Raw genomic sequence first — 16,722 nt, 5'->3', positions numbered from 1 at the left:
ACGTCGCCTGGCCGCTACTCGAAGCGGACGCCGCGCGCCGGCGGCCGGGCGGCCTCGTCGAGCGCCTGCCGCGCCGCCGAGAGCGCCACGCTGCCGTAGCCGCGTCGCGCCAGCTGTCCGGAGAGCCGTCGCAGCGCGGTGTCGCGGTCGAGGCCCTGCAGAGATCGCGCCTTCTGCCGGGCGAACGCGAGCGCGCGTTCAGCCTCGTCGTCGGGCAGCTCGGCCAGCGCCGCGTCGATGACCTCACGCGGGATGCCGCGCTTGCCGAGCGCCTGGGACAGCATCAGACGTCCCTGCCCCTTGCGCTCGACACCACTGTGGATCAGCTGCTCGGCGAGTCTCGCGTCGTCGAGGTAGCCGTTCCCGACGAACCGCTCGACGAGGGCGTCGACGGAGGCCTCGTCCAGCTCGCGCTCCCGCAGTACCGCGCGCGCCTCACGGATCGACAGTGAACGCGTCCGCAGCCTGCGCAGCAGCGCGGCCTCGGCGGCGGCGGCGATCTCCGCGACGTCGGGTGCCGCGTCCTGTGCCGCCGCATCCGCGTCGGCGCGTGCGGCCGGATCCGCGCCGCGGTCGACAGGCGCGGTCCACGTCGTGTGCCACGAGTCCGCCGGAGCGGCGCCGCGTTCGGCGGGAGCGGCCGAAGCCGCCCCGCCGAACAGCGGGATCACGGGTGCGAGGTCGTCACGCATGGCTCACCCGGCTCACGCCCGGCCGCGGGGCGCACCGAAGCACCTGCTGTCGAACCCTGCCGGAACATCAGGCCGGGCGACGCTCGGCGAGGTCGGCGACCGGAGCGGCGTCGACGACCTTGGGCTGACCGATGCCGAGCTTCTGCAGGATCTTCTGCTCGATCTCGGCGGCGATGTCGGCGTTATTGAGCAGGAAGTTGCGCGCGTTCTCCTTGCCCTGGCCGAGTTGCTCGCCGTCATAGGTGTACCAGGCGCCCGACTTCTTGACGATGCCATGCTCGACGCCGAAGTCGATGAGGCTTCCCTCCCGGGAGATGCCCACCCCGTACAGGATGTCGAACTCGGCCTGCTTGAACGGCGGGGCCATCTTGTTCTTGACGACCTTCACGCGGGTGCGGTTGCCCACGGCATCCGTCCCGTCCTTCAGCGTCTCGATGCGACGGATGTCCAGCCGCACCGACGCGTAGAACTTGAGCGCCTTGCCACCGGCGGTGGTCTCGGGCGAGCCGAAGAACACGCCGATCTTCTCGCGCAGCTGGTTGATGAAGATCATCGTCGTGCCGGTCTGGTTCAGGCCACCGGTCAGCTTGCGCAGCGCCTGCGACATGAGGCGGGCCTGCAGGCCGACGTGCGAGTCGCCCATCTCGCCTTCGATCTCGGCCTTGGGCACGAGGGCGGCGACCGAGTCGATGACGACCAGGTCGATCGCGCCGGAGCGGACGAGCATGTCCGCGATCTCGAGCGCCTGCTCACCCGTGTCGGGCTGGGACACCAGCAGCTGGTCGATGTCGACGCCGAGCTTCTGGGCGTAGTCGGGATCGAGCGCGTGCTCGGCGTCGATGAAGGCGGCGATGCCGCCGGCACGCTGCACGTTGGCGATCGCGTGCAGGGTCAGCGTCGTCTTTCCCGAGGACTCGGGACCGTAGATCTCGACGATGCGGCCACGGGGCAGGCCACCGACGCCGAGGGCGACGTCGAGGGCGATGGAGCCGGTCGGAATGACCTCGACGGGAGCGCGGTCATCGCTGCCCAGTCGCATGACCGAGCCCTTTCCGAACTGGCGGTCGATCTGGGCGAGGGCCGATTCGAGGGCCTTCTCGCGGTCGGCGGGTGAGGGCATGACGTGCTCCTTATGGTCGCGGTTCCGTCGCCTGTAGGCTGTCGCGCTCCCTCCCGACGGGACGGATGCTGCGACAAGGCGGAGGTGTCGTGATGACCCTGTTCACGTTAGGGAGGACCTCCGACATCGGTCGGCGGTGGACCCGCATCTGTGGACAAGACGCCCGTTTCACCTCTTGTGGAGGAGCCTATGCGTCAGTCGAACAAAAATACGACGACACGCCGCGTGCGGGCATCCGCGATTCAGCGTTTGCGTGTCTGGATGAGCCCCACGCCGTGCCGACGCGACTCGGGCACATCGGCCTCCTCGCACAGGGCGAGCCAGATCTCCCGGGGCGGCACGCCGTCCTCCAGGGCCTGCGCGGCGGTGCGATAGTCCAGCGGGCCGAGGGCCAGGTCTGCCACGAGGGCCGCGCCGCGGCCGCCGAACTCGGCGGTGACGGCGCGCGTGAACTCGCTGCGCCGCACGTCAGCGCAGCGAGAGCTCGGGCTGGATGATCTCGTCGCCGAGCGCCGCGAGGTCGTCGGGCACGACGTCGGGGAAGACCTGCAAGCCCTCGAGCACCGAGATGCGGTCGCCGACCTCACGCATGATGGTGGAGATCGGGACATCGAGCGCTTCGGCGACGGACGCGAGGATCTCGCTGGACGCCTCCTTCTGACCGCGCTCGACCTCGCTGAGGTAGCCGAGGGCGACACTCGCGCGGCCTGCGACCTGACGGAGGGTGCGGCCCTTCTGCAGGCGGAAGTCGCGCAGGACTTCGCCGATCTCTTGACGAACCAGGATCATGTCGGGCCCCCTCCTTCAGCGATTCCTCGGTCGAAAACCTTGTCCCGGGTGGACAACAGTACAGGACTTGCTGGCCACGATAGACCCCTCGTGCTGGGGAATGGTTGGGAATCGCTCATACGTAACGGAGCCGACACATCGGGTATTCCCGCCGTCATCTGCGGGCGCTCACAGCGCGTCGAGCGCCAGTCGCAGGGCGCGCGCCGCCGACTCGGCGCGGATGCCGTCGCGGTCGCCCTCCAGCTGCAGCGACTCGACCCGCGACCCCAGCGGCGTCGAGACGGCGAGGTGCACCGTTCCCACCGGCTGCCCGTCCGCCGAGACGGGGCCGGCGATCCCCGTCGTGGCGATGCCGATGTCGGCGGGGACGCCCTCGTGGCCGAGCACCCGGCGCACCCCCTCGGCCATCTGCCGCGCGACGCGCGGGTGCACCGGACCGTGGGCGCTCAGCAGCGTCTCATCGACCCCCAGCAGGCTCGCCTTGACGTCGGTCGCGTAGGCGACGACGCCGCCGCGCAGCACGCGGGAGGCTCCGGAGACCGCGACGATGGATGCCGCGACCAGCCCGCCAGTGAGCGATTCGGCGACCGCGACGGTCCAGCCGAGCTCGCCGAGCCGGTCCACGAGGCGTTCGGCGTCGGTGCGGCGCCCGACCGAGACGAGGGTGTTCTCGAGCTCGTCGGGGAGCTCGGACGGTGGGTGGAACGGACTCATGACGGGCTCCCCCCGGCATCCTTCGGCTGCGACGGTCGGGGCCTGCGCGACGGGCGTGACGCGCGGGAGCCGCGCACCTCGGTGACGACGTAGTCGATGCCGCTCGCGATCGTGAGGATGACGGCGATCCACATCGTCACGGTGTTCACGACGTGGATCCACTCCCCCACCACCGTCCACAGCGGCAGCAGCGCGAGCGACAGCGCGACGGCCTGCGCGACGGTTTTGAGCTTCCCCATCCAAGCGGCCGCGACGACGTGGTTCGATGCGACGACGAGCCGGTGCACCGTGATGCCGATCTCGCGCACGAGCACCACCACGACGACCCACACCGGCAGCTCGCCGAGGATCGACAGGCCGATGAACGCGAACCCGGTGAGGACCTTGTCGGCGATGGGGTCCAGCAGCTTGCCGAGGTCGGTGACGATGTCGTGCTTTCGCGCGAGGTGGCCGTCGATGCCGTCCGTCGCGATCGCCACGATGAACAGCACGGCGGCCCACCAGCGGAGCGCGCCGTCCGCGCCGGCATCCGCGAGCAGCATCCACAGGAAGACCGGCGCGCACAGGATGCGCACGATCGTGATCGCGTTCGGAAGCTGCCGGGGGATCGTCACGTGCCGAGCCTACTGGCCGCCCCGCCGCGTGACCTCAGTCGCGGCCGGTGAGCCCCCAGGCATCCTCGGAGCCCTCGTCGCCGTCGACGACCTCGAGGCCGTCGAACTGCGTGTCGACCGCATCGGGCCCGTACGGGTCGGCACCCGAGGCGCCGGAAGACGGCGCCGCGGCCGGCGGGTCGTCGCCCCGGAGGCGCGCGAGCACCTCGGGCAGCTGGTCGGGCGTCACGAGCACGTCACGGGCCTTCGACCCCTCGGACGGCCCGACGATCTCGCGGGACTCGAGCAGGTCCATGAGGCGCCCGGCCTTGGCGAAGCCGACCCGGAGCTTGCGCTGCAGCATCGACGTGGAGCCGAACTGCGTCGAGATGATCTGCTCCGCCGCCGCCAGCAGCAGCTCGAGGTCGTCGCCGATGTCGGCGTCGATCTCCTTCTTCTCCGCCACCGCCGCGACGTCGGCCCGGTACTCGGGGCGGGCCTGGTTCTTGACGTGGTGGACGACCTTTTCGATCTCGCTCTCGGCGACCCACGCGCCCTGCACGCGCAGCGCCTTCGAGGCGCCCATCGGCAGGAACAGGCCGTCGCCCTGGCCGATGAGCCGGTCGGCGCCGGGCTGATCGAGGATGACGCGCGAGTCGGTGACGCTCGTGACCGCGAACGCGAGACGCGAGGGCACGTTGGCCTTGATGAGACCCGTGACGACGTCGACCGACGGACGCTGCGTGGCGAGGACGAGGTGGATGCCGCTCGCGCGCGCCAGCTGCGTGATGCGGACGATCGAGTCCTCCACATCGCGCGGGGCGACCATCATGAGGTCGGCGAGCTCGTCGACGACGACGAGGAGGTAGGGGTAGGGCTTCAGCACCCGCTCGCTGCCGACGGGGAGGTTGATCTCCCCCGCGACGACGGCCTTGTTGAAGTCATCGATGTGGCGGAACCCGAACGACGCGAGGTCGTCGTACCGCATGTCCATCTCCTTCACGACCCACTGCAGCGCCTCGGCCGCCTTCTTCGGGTTCGTGATGATGGGGGTGATCAGGTGCGGCACGCCGGCGTAGCTCGTGAGCTCCACGCGCTTGGGGTCGATGAGCACCATCCGCACCTCGGAGGGCTTGGCGCGCATGAGCAGCGACGTGATCATCGAGTTCACGAAGCTCGACTTGCCCGAGCCGGTGGAACCGGCGACCAGCAGGTGGGGCATCTTCGCGAGATTCGCGACGACATAGCCGCCGCCGACGTCCTTGCCGACGCCGATCGTCATCGGGTGGGTCTGGCTCGTCGCCGCCTGCGAGCGCAGCACGTCGCCGAGAGTGACGATCTCGCGATCGGTGTTGGGGATCTCGACGCCGATCGCGCTCTTGCCCGGGATCGGCGCGAGGATGCGCACCTCGTTGGAGGCGACGGCGTAGGCGATGTTGTTGGTGAGCGCCGTGATGCGCTCGACCTTGACGCCGTGGCCGAGGGCGATCTCGTACTGGGTGACCGTCGGGCCGCGGGAGAAACCCGTCACCTTCGCGTCGACGCCGAACTGGTCGAACACGCCCATGATCGCCGCGACGACGCGGTCGTTGGCCTCCGAGCGCGCCTTGGGCGGCGTGCCCTGCGCGAGGGCGGCGACCGAGGGCAGCCGGTACGGGGCCTGCGGCGGCCGGCCGTCGTGGTCGTCGCCGAGGGCGGAGATGCCGGGCAGCACGCCGTCGTCGAGGACGATCTCGCCGCTGTCCTCCCGGATGCCGGTGTCCGCGCGTCGGGCCGCCTTCTTCGCGCTGGCGATGACGGCGGGGTCGATGATCTCGGTCGCGGCATCGGGAAGCACGGGCAGCGGCGGCACCGGAGGCGTCGCAGGCACGGCGACGGCGGCCTGATCGAACCCGCCGACGCCCTGCGGATCGAGCAGGGCGGTCAGGTCATCCGCGCCGAGGTTGCCGTCGGCATCCTCTTCGCGACCCGACTTGTTGCGGCGCCACCACGGCAGCGACGGCTCCTTCTCCGCGTCCTGATCGTCGACCGGCCCGAAGGCGACCGTGGGGCCGGTGGCCGCGGCATCCGTCGCCTGCGGGCGCTCCGCGCCGAACATCCAGGCGTACAGGTCGCCGAGTCGGCGGCCGATGCGGTTCGGCGGGGTCTTGGTGATGATGAGGACGCTGAAGAAGCTGATGACACCGAGCACGACATAGGCGCCGATGTCGGTGAGGACCGTGAGCGGCCCGCCGATCGCCCAGCCGAACAGGCCCCCGGCCTCGCTCAGCGCGGGCAGGCCCTGATTGGGCTGCGGTTGACCGCCCGCGACGTGGCAGAAGCCCGCGATCGACAGGACGAACAGGCCGAAGCCGATGCCGACCCGCCCGTTGTCGTTGACCGAGGACGGATGCCGGAAGAGCCACCCGGCGAGCAGCAGCAGGAGGACCGGCATGATGAAGGCGACCCGGCCGATGAGCGCACCCACCGTGAAGGCGCTGATGTTCGTGCCGACGTCGGTGCCGATGAGGAACCATTCCACGACCGCCCCGGCGACGGCGAGCAGCACCAGCAGGAACGGGAATCCGTCGCGACGCTGATCCTTCTCGAGGGCCTCCGGACCGAAGGCGCGGAACATCCCGCCGGTGGCGTGCGCGAGGCCGAGCCACGCCCGGACGATCACCGGCGGCTTGTCGACGTCGTCCACGTAGCGCTTGGGCGCCGGATCGGGCCGCCGCGCGCCGGACTTCTGGGCACGCGAGGAGGAGCCCTTCGCGGACGCGCGGGCGTTCGTGGGCGTGCTCGATCGTGCCATTACTCCACGGTAGGCGCGGGTGGGGCAGAATCCGCGGATTGACGCGGCGGGATGCGCGCCTGCGTCAGCGCAGCCGCTTGACCATCGTGTCGCGGCCGTGGCCGGCCTCGGTCACGGCGAAGCCTTCGCTGCGGTACAGCTGCTGCGCGAAGTTGCCGCGCTCCACCGACAGGCTGATCCGGGCGAAGCCCTGCGCCCTGGCGTGCTCGCACAGGCGCTGCAGCAGCGCCCGGCCGGCGCCGTGAGCGCGCCAGATCGGGCGCACCCCGATGATGAGCTCCGGAACACCCGTGCCGATGTACCCGAAGCCGGGATCGGTGCGCGGCAGCATCCGGTACCAGGCGGCGCCGATCGACTGATCCTGCGCGTCGACGGCGATGAACCCGGCATCCCCCGGCCTCATCCACCCCGCGACATACCTGCTGTGGTCGGGATGCGCGATCACCTCGTGCCGCGGTCGTGCGCCGCCCTGACCCCAGTTCGCCGCCTCGACGACCATGTCGCCGAGGAATGCGCCGTCCGCCTGGGTGGCGGGGCGGATGCGGAAGCTGGCGGGCATGGGTCGATGGTAGCGACCGGGTGTTACGCCTCGATGACGGCTCCCGGTGATCGCCGGGTCGCGCGCGGGCCTACGCCTCGATGACGAGCGGGACGATCATCGGGCGCCGGCGCAGACGCTGATTGACCCAGCGGCCGATCGTGCGGCGCACCACCTGCGACAGCGCATGCGTGTCGCGCACGCCGGACTGGGCCGCTTCGGTGAGCGCGGCGGCGATCTTCGGCTTGACGTCGTCGAAGACGCTGTCGTCCTCCGCGAAACCGCGGGCGTGGATCTCGGGTCCCGTGATGATGCGGCCGGTCGCGGCATCCACCACCACGATCACCGAGATGAAGCCCTCTTCGCCCAGGATGCGGCGGTCCTTGAGGTCGGCGTCGGTGATCTCCCCGACGGTGGAGCCGTCGACGTATACGAAGCCCAGGTCGAGCTGGCCGACGACCTTCGCCACCCCGCCCTGCAGATCGACGACCGTGCCGTTCTCGGCGATGATCGTGTTCTCGGCGGGGATGCCGGTGTCTTGCGCGAGCTTCGCGTTCGCGATGAGGTGCCGGTACTCGCCGTGGACAGGCATGACGTTGCGCGGCTGCAGGATGTTGTAGCAGTACAGCAGCTCGCCGGCGGCGGCGTGGCCGGAGACGTGCACCTTCGCGTTGCCCTTGTGCACGACGTTGGCCCCGAGCTTCGTCAGTCCGTCGATCACGCGGTAGACGGCGTTCTCGTTGCCCGGGATGAGGCTGGATGCCAGGATCACGGTGTCGCCGGGACCGGGCTCGATCGCGTGATCGAGGTTCGCCATGCGCGACAGCACGGCCATCGGCTCACCCTGCGACCCGGTGGACATGTAGACGATCCGGTCGTCCGGGAGGTCCTTGGCCTTCTTGTAGTCGATGAGGACGCCGTCCGGCACGTGCAGGTAGCCGAGCTCCTCGGCGATCGTCATGTTGCGCACCATCGAGCGGCCGAGGAACGCGACGCGGCGGCCGTTCGCGGCGGCGGCGTCGATGACCTGCTGCACGCGGTGCACGTGGCTCGAGAAGCTCGCGACGATGACGCGCCGCGGCGCCTTCGCGATCACCTGATCCAGGACAGGACCGATCGCCCGCTCGAGCGGCGTGAACCCGGGGACGTCCGCGTTGGTGGAGTCGACGAGGAAGAGATCGACCCCGTCCTCTCCGAGGCTCGCGAACGCGCGCAGATCGGTCAGCCGACCGTCCAGCGGCAGCTGGTCCATCTTGAAGTCGCCCGTGGCGAGCACCGTGCCGGCATCCGTGTGGATCGCGACGGCGAGCGCATCGGGGATGGAATGGTTCACCGCGACGAACTCGAGGTCGAACGGGCCGACCTGCTCCTCCTGCCCCTCCGCGACGGTGAGCGTGTACGCCTTGATGCGGTGCTCCTTGAGCTTCGCCTCGACGAGCGCGAGCGTCAGCTGCGAGCCGATGAGCGGGATGTCGCTCTTGAGCTTGAGGAGGTACGGCACGGCGCCGATGTGGTCTTCGTGGCCGTGCGTCAGCACGAGGCCGACGACGTCGTCGAGGCGCCCCTTGATCGGTTCGAAGTCGGGGAGGATGAGGTCGACGCCCGGCTGGTGCTCCTCGGGGAAGAGCACGCCGCAGTCGACGATCAGAAGCTTGCCGTCGAACTCGAAGACGGTCATGTTGCGGCCGATCTCACCCAGGCCGCCGAGGGGGATCACCCGGAGGGTGCCCTTCTCGAGGGCGGGCGGGTCGTACACGTTCGTGGGCATCGAATGCCTTTCACCGGATGCCGCGGCATCCGCTCTTTTCCATGCTGTTCAGCGCTGCGGTCTCAGCGGGTCGTGCCGTGGACCTTGGGGAGTGCGCCGCCCGCGGCGGCGTTGCGGTCGGGCCGGAAGTTCGAGAAGTCGGCGCCGTCGACGCCCTTCACGAGCGCCAGCTCGTCCTCGATGATGGCGGCCTCCCACTCCTCCGGCCCGACGAGGGGCAGGCGGACGCGGGGGCTCGAGATCCGGCCGAGGCCGTGCAGGATGTACTTCGCACTGACCGTGCCGGGCACGTGCGTCATGACGGCGCGGACGAGCGGCTCGAGGCTCTGGTGGGCGGCGGTCGCTGCGGCCAGGTCGCCGCGGTTCACGGCATCCACCATCACGCGGTACGGCGCGGGCGCGATGTTCGCGGTGACGCCGATGAGCCCGGTGGCGCCGATCGCCATGTGTGGCAGCGCGTTCGCGTCGTCGCCGGAGAAGTACATCAGGTCGGTCTGGTTGAGCACCCGGCTGACCTCGCTGAAGTCGCCCTTGGCGTCTTTGATCGCGAGGATGTTCGGGTGCTTGGCGAGACGCAGGATCGTCTCGTACTTGATCGGTACGCCGGTGCGGCCGGGGATGTCGTAGAGGATCACCGGCAGATCGGTGGCGTCGGCGACGAGGCGGAAGTGCGTCAGGATGCCGGCCTGCGTGGGCTTGTTGTAGTACGGCGTGACGATCATGATGCCGTCGGCGCCGGCCTTCTCGCTGGCCTTGTACAGCTCGATCGCGTGTGCGGTCTCGTTGGAGCCACCGCCCGTGATGATCTTCGCGCGGCCGGCGGACACGCTCTTGCCGACCTCGACGAGCTTCAGCTTCTCCGGGTCGGTAAGGGTGGAGGTCTCGCCCGTGGTGCCGGTCACGACGATGCCGTCGGCGCCGGCGGTGATGACGTCGTCGATGTGCTTCTCGACGGCGGGCCAGTCGACTTCACCGTCGGCCGTCATCGGGGTGACGAGCGCGACGAGGACCTGACCGAAGGGGTTGCCCGTGTGCGTCATGCGTCCAGGTTATCGGTTCGGATACGCTCGCCGTGCGTCAGCGCCCGGTGCGGGCGAGCCGGGCGGCGAGGGGTGCCGGGAGCATCCGCACGACGGCGACGATGGCCCGGTAGCGCAGCGACGGGATCGAGACGGCGGTGCCGCGGGCGGCGGCGCGCAGCCCCTCCCGGACGACGTCGGGCGCATCGAGCCACATGAAGGAGGGGATGCCCTCCTGACCCGGCGGCAGCCCGAGCCGCTCGTGGAAGTTCGTGTGCACGAAGCCGGGGCACACCGCGGTGACGCTCACGCCGCGGGGCCGGTACACGGCGTTCGCCCACCGGCTGAACGAGACGATCCACGCCTTGACCGCGCCGTACGTGCCGCGCGGGAGGAACGCCGCGACGGATGCCACGTTGATGATCCGCCCGTGTCCCCGCGCGAGCATCGGCTGCAGCGCCGCGTGCGTGAGGCGCATCGTCGCGCGCACGTGCAGGTCGAGGTGCCGCTCCTCGACGGAGATGTCGTTCCTCGCGAAGTCGAGGTCGAGCCCTATCCCGGCGTTGTTGACGAGCACCTCGACTGGCCGCGTCGGGTCGGAGAGGCGGGATGCCGCGGCATCCGTGCCCTCGTCGGTCGTAAGGTCTGCGACCAGAACCTCGGTCGCGACACCGAACTCGGCGCGCAGCCGCTCGGCGACGGCGTCCAGCGCCGCCCGGTCTCGCGCCACGAGGACCACGTCCGCACCCTTCGATGCCAGCTGTCGCGCGAACTCCGCGCCGAGACCCGAGCTCGCGCCGGTGATGAGTGCCGTCTTCGCCATTCCGTCACGCTACCGGCGATGCATGCGGCGTGTCAGGCCATCACCGAGACAGGAGAAAACGCCGAAACAGGACGTGGTGACGATCACACATCCTGTGTGCGCGATGTCTCCTGTGTCCGTGACATCGCGGGCGGATGCCGGGTGTCACCCGCCCGCGCGAGACGCCCGAGGATGAGGGTCAGGCGCGGATGAGCGTCAGGAAGCGGTAGGGCACGCCGGTGCGTGAGACGGTCCAGCCGTCGGCGGGATCGATGCGCGCGACGTCCCACCCGGAGCGATCGGGGGCGAACGTGTCCCCCTCGACCTCCAGGTCGAGCTCCGTCACCTCCAGGAGGTCGGCCCGCTCGATCGCCTCGGTGAACAGGCGCGCACCGCCGATGGCCCAGACCTCCCGCGCGTCGCCCACGAGCGCGAGGGCCTCGTCGAGCGACGAGGCGCGCTCCGCGCCGTCGGCGGCCCACTCGGCATCCGTCGTCACCACGATGTTCCGCCGGTCCGGGAGCGGACGGAACCGCTCCGGGAACGACTCCCACGTGCGCCGGCCCATGATGACCGGATGTCCCGTCGTGCGCTCCTTGAAGTGCGCGAGGTCCTCCGGCACGTGCCAGGGCATGCCGCCGTCCTTGCCGATGACGCCGCCGCGGGCCTCCGCCCAGATGAGCCCGAGACGCGGGCCGGGCGCGCTCACACCGCCACCGCGGCGCGGATCGCCGGGTGGTGCTGGTAGTCCTCGACGACGATGTCGTCGTAGGTGTAGTCGAAGATCGAGTCGGGCTTTCGCGCGAACGACAGCGTCGGGTACGGGTAGGGCTCACGGGAGAGCTGCTCGCGCACCTGCTCGAGGTGGTTGTCGTAGACGTGGCAGTCGCCGCCCGTCCAGACGAAGTCGCCGGGCTCGAGGCCCGTCTGCTGCGCGATCATCATCGTCAGCAGCGCGTACGACGCGATGTTGAACGGCACGCCCAGGAACATGTCGGCCGAGCGCTGATAGAGCTGGCACGACAGCTTTCCGTCCGCGACGTAGAACTGGAACAGCGCGTGGCACGGCGCGAGCGCCATGTCGGGGATGTCGGCCGGGTTCCACGCCGACACGATGAGCCTGCGCGAGTCGGGGTTGGTGCGGATCTGCTCGATCACCTGGGAGATCTGGTCGATCTGGCCGCCCGAGGGTGTCGGCCACGACCGCCACTGCACGCCGTAGACGGGGCCGAGCTCGCCGCGCTCGTCGGCCCACTCGTCCCAGATGGTGACGCCGTGCTCCTGCAGCCAGCCGACGTTGGACTCGCCGCGCAGGAACCACAGCAGTTCGTAGACGATCGACTTCAGGTGCACGCGCTTGGTCGTGATGAGCGGAAACCCCTGCGACAGGTCGAAGCGGATCTGCCGCCCGAACACGCTCGTGGTCCCGGTTCCGGTGCGGTCGTCCTTGTGCACGCCGCTGCGCACCACATCGGCGAGAAGGTCCTCGTAGGGGGTGGGAACGGGGTGGCCGGATGCCGGGTGCGCGCTCATGACTGCCAGGTTACCGGCGGCGGTGCGCACCGGCTCTGTGACGCACGGTTCGTCATCTGGGCGGCATCGGGCCGTCGCACGGCCGTGGCGGTCTAGGGTGAGGGGTTGTGAACCTGTCGGAAGCCGCGATCGTCCTCGCCGCCCTGCTCACGGTGACCGTCGGCGGCGGTTTCGTCCTCCGCTGGCAGCAGAGCCGGCCGCGGCGGCAGAACCCCGCCGAGATCGTCGAACCCGAGCGGCTGGGCGCCACCGCGCTCGGCGAGCGCGCCACGCTGCTCCAGTTCAGCACCGAGATGTGCGCGCGCTGCCCCGGCGTGCACCGCACGCTCGGCGCGATCGCCGACGCGCACGACGGGGTGCTCCACCTCGACGTGGACCTCACCCACCGTCCCGATATCGCCAAGCACTTCCACGTGCTGCAGACGCCGACGACCCTCATCCTCGACCGCAACGGGGTCATCCAGACCCGGTTCGGCGGCACGCCGAGTCGCGGCGCCGTGGAACTCGAACTCGGTCGTGTGGCCGCCGAGGATGCCCGTGTCTGACATCGCCCGCCCCGCCTCCCCGAAGGGCATCGATCCGCGCGGACCGCGCTTCGCGGCATCCGTCACCGCGGTGCTGCTGCTCGTGGACGTGTTCCTCGGTCTGATCGGCGCGTCGACGGCGCGCGCGACCGCCACCTTCGGCTGGTTCGCCTATCAGCCGCTGGCGGACTCCGATTTCGCGTTCGTCGCCGGCTCCTGGCTGCTGCCGACCCTCACGGTCGCCCAGCGCGCCGCCGACCCCGCGTTCCTCCTGCTGCTCGTGATCGCACTGCTCTTCCTCTGGGGCGTCGTCTCACCACGCACGGCACCGTGGGGTGTGCTCTACCGCCGACTCGTGCAACCGCGGCTGGCGCCGCCGACGGACCTCGAGGACCCGCGCCCGCCGCGCTTCGCGCAGGGCGTCGGCCTGTTGGTGACCGGCGTCGGGCTTCTCCTGCACCTGATCGGCGTGCCGTGGGCGCTGCCGATCGCGGCGGGCATGGCGTTCATCGCGGCGTTCCTCAACGCGGTGTTCGGGCTGTGCCTGGGATGCCAGCTGTACCTGCTCCTGCAGCGCGTCGGCCTGTGGGGCCGCCCGGACTGACCCGGTTCCCTCCCCCGGCCCCCGCGTCTAGGCTCATGACGGGCGCGGATCGGCGCCCGTCAGCGACGTCCCTGCGGGGACACGGGAGGACAGTCATGAGCGTCACGAGCGAAGCGACCACCAGCTGGAAGGGCTCCCTCGCCGAGGGCTCCGGCCAGATCGCGCTGGAGAGCTCGAATCAGGGGCCGTTCGCTGTGAACTGGAAGGCCCGCAGCGAAGGGTCCACGTCGGTCACGACACCCGAAGAGCTGCTGGCCGCCGCCCATTCGTCGTGCTTCAGCATGGCGCTCTCGCACGCGCTGACGGGCAACGGCACCCCGCCCGAGAGCATCGAGACCACGGCCTCGGTGACCTTCATCCCCGGCACCGGCATCACCGGCTCCCACCTGAACGTCAACGCCGTGGTCCCGGGCCTGTCGGCGGAGGACTTCGCCCGCATCGCCGGCGAGGCGAAGACCGGATGCCCCGTCTCGGCTGCGCTGGCCGGCATCGAGATCACCCTCGAGGCCACGCTTGGCTGATCGTCCCGACGCGCGCGTCGTCGTCGCCGGCGCCTCCGGCCTCATCGGCCGGGCGCTGGTGGCGGCGCTGCGCGCCGACGGCGTCGCCGTCACCCGGCTCGTCCGGCGGCCGGCGCAGGCAGCCGACGAGATCGCGTGGGATCCCGGGAGGGAGCCGCTGCACGCCGATGTACTCGCCGGCGCGCGCGCCGTCGTGGGGCTGAACGGCGCGACCCTCGGTCGGTTCCCCTGGACGAAGCGGTACCAGCACGAGCTGGTCTGGTCGCGGATCGCCCCCACTCAAGCCCTCGCGGCCGCCGTGCGGCGCCTGGGCGAGGACGCGCCGACGTTCGTGTCGGCATCCGCCGTCGGCTACTACCCCTCGGGGCGCGGCATGGAGCTGACCGAGGACGCGCCGCGCGGCGAGTCCTTCCTGGCGGACCTCTGCGGCGAGTGGGAGGCGGCGGCGCAGCGCGGGGCGGGGGAACGGGCGCGAGTCGCCGTCCTGCGGACGGCTCCGGTGGTGCACGCCGAGGGCGTGCTCAAGCCCCTGCTGCTGCTCACGCGACTGGGGGTCTCCGGCCCGCTCGGCCGCGGCACGCAGGTGTGGCCGTGGATCTCCCTGGACGACGAAGTCCGCGCGATCCGCCACGTCATCGACGCCGGTCTGACGGGCCCCGTCAACCTCACCGGGCCCGAACGCGCGACGGCCAACGACCTCGGCTTCGCCCTCGCGCGGCGGATGAACCGTCCCTACCTCGTCCGCGTCCCGGCGTGGGCGCTGCGCGCCACGCTCGGACGCGACGCCGCGGACGGTCTGCTCCTCGGCGACCTGCCGGTCGTGCCGCGGGCACTGTCGGCATCGGGCTTCGTCTTCGCTCATCCCACGGTGGAGGATGCCGTGGCCGCCGCCGTCCCGGTCTGATCCGCCGCCGGCTCAGGCGCCGGGCGTGGAATCGGACCGCGCCAGCGTGATGGCCTTGCGGATCGCCTGCCGTGCCCGGGTGCGGTCGCCGGCGCCGTCGTAGGCGAGACCGAGCCGGAACCAGGCACGCCAGTCGCCGGGATGCTCCTCGACATCGGCGCGGTACGCCGGGAACAGAGCGTCGGCCTGCGCACGGTCGACCCGTCCGCTCTGCCGCACGTCGACCTCCTCGGACGGGAGACCGCCCTCGGCCTCGAGGCGGGTGGCGAGGCGCTCGGCGCCCCGGCCGAACATGATCTCGCGCCACAGCGCCCACGCCGCGATGACCGGCAGCACGACGAGAGCGACGCCCATCGCGATGCCGACCGGCTCGCCGGAGACGAGCAGGAGCCACGCGCGCTGCGCGACGAGCACGATGTACAGCCCCAGCAGCACCGCCATGACGGCGACGCCGATGCGAGCGCTCATGCGCCGGTGGTGCGGGCGACCTGGCCCGGGGCGGCGCCCTCGTCGACCGGGGCCTCGGCGGCGGGCGCCTGGCGGGGCCGCAGGCCCAGATCGATGAGCGCGTCGAGGCCGACGATGACGCCGCGCGCGTCGCGGGCGGCGGTCAGGGCGACGCGGATGCCGGGGGCGTAGGCCAGAGCCGGCTCGACGGTGTCGTGGACGATCGTGAGCGACTCGCCAGGGCCGGACAGGATCGTCTCCTGCCGGGCGACAACGCCGGGGCGGCGCAGCGAGTGGATCGGCACGCTCGAGACCTGCTGGCCGCGGGCGCGCTGATCGACATGGGGCGAGGAGACCGGGCCCGCCTCGGCGCGGGCGTCGGCGATGAGCTCCGCGGTGCGCACTGCCGTGCCGCTCGGCGAGTCGACCTTCGTCTCGCGGTGCGCCTCGACGATCTCGATCGACGGGAAATGTGGCGCGGCCGCGGCGGCCAGGGCCGAGCCGATGACCGATCCGAGAGAGAAGTTCGGGATGAACACCGCGCCCGTGCCGGCGGCATCCACCAGGGGGCGCACCAGGGCGATGCGCTCGGACGACCACCCCGACGTCCCGACGAGGACGTTGATGCCGCGCTCGATCGCGGCGCGGACGACGTCGACGGAGACCCCGGGGGTCGAGGCATCCACGACGAGGTCGGCACCGTCGATGTCAGCCAGGTCGCTCGAGGAGCCGAGCACGGCGACCGTCTCGAAGCCGTCGGAGGCATCGATCACGCCCGCGATGATCCCGCCGAGCTTGCCGGTGCCGCCCACGAGGGCCACTCTCGTCGTCATGCCACCAGATTACGGGGTCGGCGAGGGGCCGAGACGGCGGGCTACCCTCGGAAGATGCCCACCCTCGTCCCCCTCCCCGTCGATGATCCGCGCTCGCGGGCGCTGCTGACGGAGTACTTCCAGATGCGCGGCGAAGCCTTTCCGCGGGGCGAGACCTACCGGCCGGTCTTCCCCACGGCATCCGTCTTCACGCCTCCCGCGGGCGTGTTCGTCGTGGCCGTCGACGACGGCCCCGATGTCGGATGCGGCGGCATCCGCCGCATCGAGGACGGTCCCGCCGGCGTGAGGTACGAGGTCAAGCATCTGTATCTGAGGCCAGAGACCCGCGGTCGCGGCTGGGGGCGTCTGCTGCTGGAAGACCTCGAGCGCCGTGCACGCGAGTGGGGAGCGGCCGAGCTCGTCCTCGACACGCACCACACCCTCGCGGCGGCGGGCGGCCTGTATGCCCGCTCCGGGTTCGAGGCGATCGCGCCCTACAACGACAACCCGAACGCGACGCGCTGGTACGGCAAGCGACTCGACTGACG

The 16,722-nt window shown here is 70.9% G+C and carries 20 protein-coding genes; 5 read left to right on the top strand and 15 right to left on the bottom strand.

The features are described 5' to 3' along the window. Window positions 1-14: 14 nt before the first annotated feature. From ACPYN4_RS02495 to ACPYN4_RS02435, 13 genes are all read right to left on the bottom strand, one after another. Complete coding sequence (locus ACPYN4_RS02495) at window positions 15-692, bottom strand: regulatory protein RecX (RefSeq protein WP_239280426.1); 678 nt, start codon at window positions 690-692, stop codon at window positions 15-17. A 67-nt stretch (window positions 693-759) separates the two neighbouring features. Continuing rightward, window positions 760-1,812: a recombinase RecA gene (gene recA / locus ACPYN4_RS02490; protein WP_315550539.1), complete on the bottom strand. Its 1,053-nt coding sequence runs from the start codon at window positions 1,810-1,812 to the stop codon at window positions 760-762. Between the two features lie 242 nt (window positions 1,813-2,054). Continuing rightward, complete coding sequence (locus tag ACPYN4_RS02485) at window positions 2,055-2,279, bottom strand: DUF3046 domain-containing protein (RefSeq protein ID WP_239280430.1); 225 nt, start codon at window positions 2,277-2,279, stop codon at window positions 2,055-2,057. Between the two features lies 1 nt (window position 2,280). Further along, the gene (locus ACPYN4_RS02480) at window positions 2,281-2,601 is read right to left on the bottom strand and encodes a helix-turn-helix domain-containing protein (protein ID WP_076691237.1); all 321 of its coding nucleotides are present in this window, start codon (window positions 2,599-2,601) and stop codon (window positions 2,281-2,283) included. Between the two features lie 168 nt (window positions 2,602-2,769). Beyond that, window positions 2,770-3,315: a CinA family protein gene (locus ACPYN4_RS02475; protein ID WP_281651960.1), complete on the bottom strand. Its 546-nt coding sequence runs from the start codon at window positions 3,313-3,315 to the stop codon at window positions 2,770-2,772. Continuing rightward, window positions 3,312-3,929, bottom strand: coding sequence for a CDP-diacylglycerol--glycerol-3-phosphate 3-phosphatidyltransferase (gene pgsA, locus ACPYN4_RS02470; protein WP_239280434.1), 618 nt, complete (start codon window positions 3,927-3,929; stop codon window positions 3,312-3,314). Before pgsA ends, ACPYN4_RS02475 begins: the two co-directional genes overlap by 4 nt. Before the next feature lie 34 nt (window positions 3,930-3,963). Continuing rightward, the gene (locus tag ACPYN4_RS02465; RefSeq protein WP_424445538.1) at window positions 3,964-6,702 is read right to left on the bottom strand and encodes a DNA translocase FtsK; all 2,739 of its coding nucleotides are present in this window, start codon (window positions 6,700-6,702) and stop codon (window positions 3,964-3,966) included. 64 nt (window positions 6,703-6,766) lie between these two features. Then, complete coding sequence (locus tag ACPYN4_RS02460; RefSeq protein ID WP_424445537.1) at window positions 6,767-7,261, bottom strand: N-acetyltransferase family protein; 495 nt, start codon at window positions 7,259-7,261, stop codon at window positions 6,767-6,769. A gap of 70 nt (window positions 7,262-7,331) precedes the next feature. Next, a complete protein-coding gene (locus ACPYN4_RS02455) occupies window positions 7,332-9,008 on the bottom strand; it encodes a ribonuclease J (RefSeq protein WP_281651964.1) in 1,677 nt (558 codons plus the stop codon). A 62-nt stretch (window positions 9,009-9,070) separates the two neighbouring features. Next, entirely contained in the window at window positions 9,071-10,048 is a 978-nt protein-coding gene (dapA, locus tag ACPYN4_RS02450; RefSeq protein WP_076691243.1) for a 4-hydroxy-tetrahydrodipicolinate synthase, read from the bottom strand. Window positions 10,049-10,085: 37 nt separating this feature from the next. Then, the gene (locus tag ACPYN4_RS02445) at window positions 10,086-10,850 is read right to left on the bottom strand and encodes an SDR family NAD(P)-dependent oxidoreductase (protein ID WP_281651965.1); all 765 of its coding nucleotides are present in this window, start codon (window positions 10,848-10,850) and stop codon (window positions 10,086-10,088) included. Window positions 10,851-11,028: 178 nt separating this feature from the next. Beyond that, a complete protein-coding gene (locus ACPYN4_RS02440; RefSeq protein WP_281651966.1) occupies window positions 11,029-11,538 on the bottom strand; it encodes a dihydrofolate reductase in 510 nt (169 codons plus the stop codon). After that, a complete protein-coding gene (locus ACPYN4_RS02435; protein ID WP_281651967.1) occupies window positions 11,535-12,362 on the bottom strand; it encodes a thymidylate synthase in 828 nt (275 codons plus the stop codon). The genes ACPYN4_RS02440 and ACPYN4_RS02435 overlap by 4 nt, the downstream gene beginning before the upstream one ends. Before the next feature lie 107 nt (window positions 12,363-12,469). Here ACPYN4_RS02435 and ACPYN4_RS02430 point away from each other — a divergent pair, with 107 nt between their 5' ends. The 4 genes from ACPYN4_RS02430 (at window position 12,470) to ACPYN4_RS02415 (ending at window position 14,915) form a co-directional block, all read left to right on the top strand. Beyond that, the gene (locus tag ACPYN4_RS02430) at window positions 12,470-12,907 is read left to right on the top strand and encodes a TlpA family protein disulfide reductase (RefSeq protein WP_281651968.1); all 438 of its coding nucleotides are present in this window, start codon (window positions 12,470-12,472) and stop codon (window positions 12,905-12,907) included. A 1-nt stretch (window position 12,908) separates the two neighbouring features. Further along, window positions 12,909-13,490, top strand: a complete 582-nt coding sequence (locus tag ACPYN4_RS02425; RefSeq protein ID WP_424445744.1) for a DUF4395 domain-containing protein — start codon at window positions 12,909-12,911, stop codon at window positions 13,488-13,490. A gap of 95 nt (window positions 13,491-13,585) precedes the next feature. Continuing rightward, window positions 13,586-14,011, top strand: coding sequence for an OsmC family peroxiredoxin (locus ACPYN4_RS02420; protein WP_281651970.1), 426 nt, complete (start codon window positions 13,586-13,588; stop codon window positions 14,009-14,011). After that, complete coding sequence (locus tag ACPYN4_RS02415; protein ID WP_281651971.1) at window positions 14,004-14,915, top strand: TIGR01777 family oxidoreductase; 912 nt, start codon at window positions 14,004-14,006, stop codon at window positions 14,913-14,915. The genes ACPYN4_RS02420 and ACPYN4_RS02415 overlap by 8 nt, the downstream gene beginning before the upstream one ends. Window positions 14,916-14,927: 12 nt before the next feature. Here the strand turns inward: ACPYN4_RS02415 and ACPYN4_RS02410 are convergent, their stop codons facing one another. Both ACPYN4_RS02410 and dapB read right to left on the bottom strand, forming a co-directional pair. Further along, on the bottom strand, window positions 14,928-15,383 hold the full coding sequence (locus tag ACPYN4_RS02410) for a tetratricopeptide repeat protein (protein ID WP_281651972.1): 456 nt from the start codon (window positions 15,381-15,383) through the stop codon (window positions 14,928-14,930). Continuing rightward, on the bottom strand, window positions 15,380-16,195 hold the full coding sequence (gene dapB / locus ACPYN4_RS02405) for a 4-hydroxy-tetrahydrodipicolinate reductase (RefSeq protein ID WP_281651973.1): 816 nt from the start codon (window positions 16,193-16,195) through the stop codon (window positions 15,380-15,382). The genes ACPYN4_RS02410 and dapB overlap by 4 nt, the downstream gene beginning before the upstream one ends. 54 nt (window positions 16,196-16,249) lie before the next feature. On the opposite strand from dapB, the gene ACPYN4_RS02400 reads away from it, so the two are divergent. Beyond that, the gene (locus tag ACPYN4_RS02400; RefSeq protein ID WP_281651974.1) at window positions 16,250-16,720 is read left to right on the top strand and encodes a GNAT family N-acetyltransferase; all 471 of its coding nucleotides are present in this window, start codon (window positions 16,250-16,252) and stop codon (window positions 16,718-16,720) included. Window positions 16,721-16,722 lie beyond the last annotated feature (2 nt).

Origin of the sequence: Microbacterium sp. CH-015, assembly GCF_049707015.1 — a bacterium.
GTDB lineage: Bacteria > Actinomycetota > Actinomycetes > Actinomycetales > Microbacteriaceae > Microbacterium > Microbacterium aurum.
This window is presented reverse-complemented; position numbering and strand designations above follow the sequence as displayed.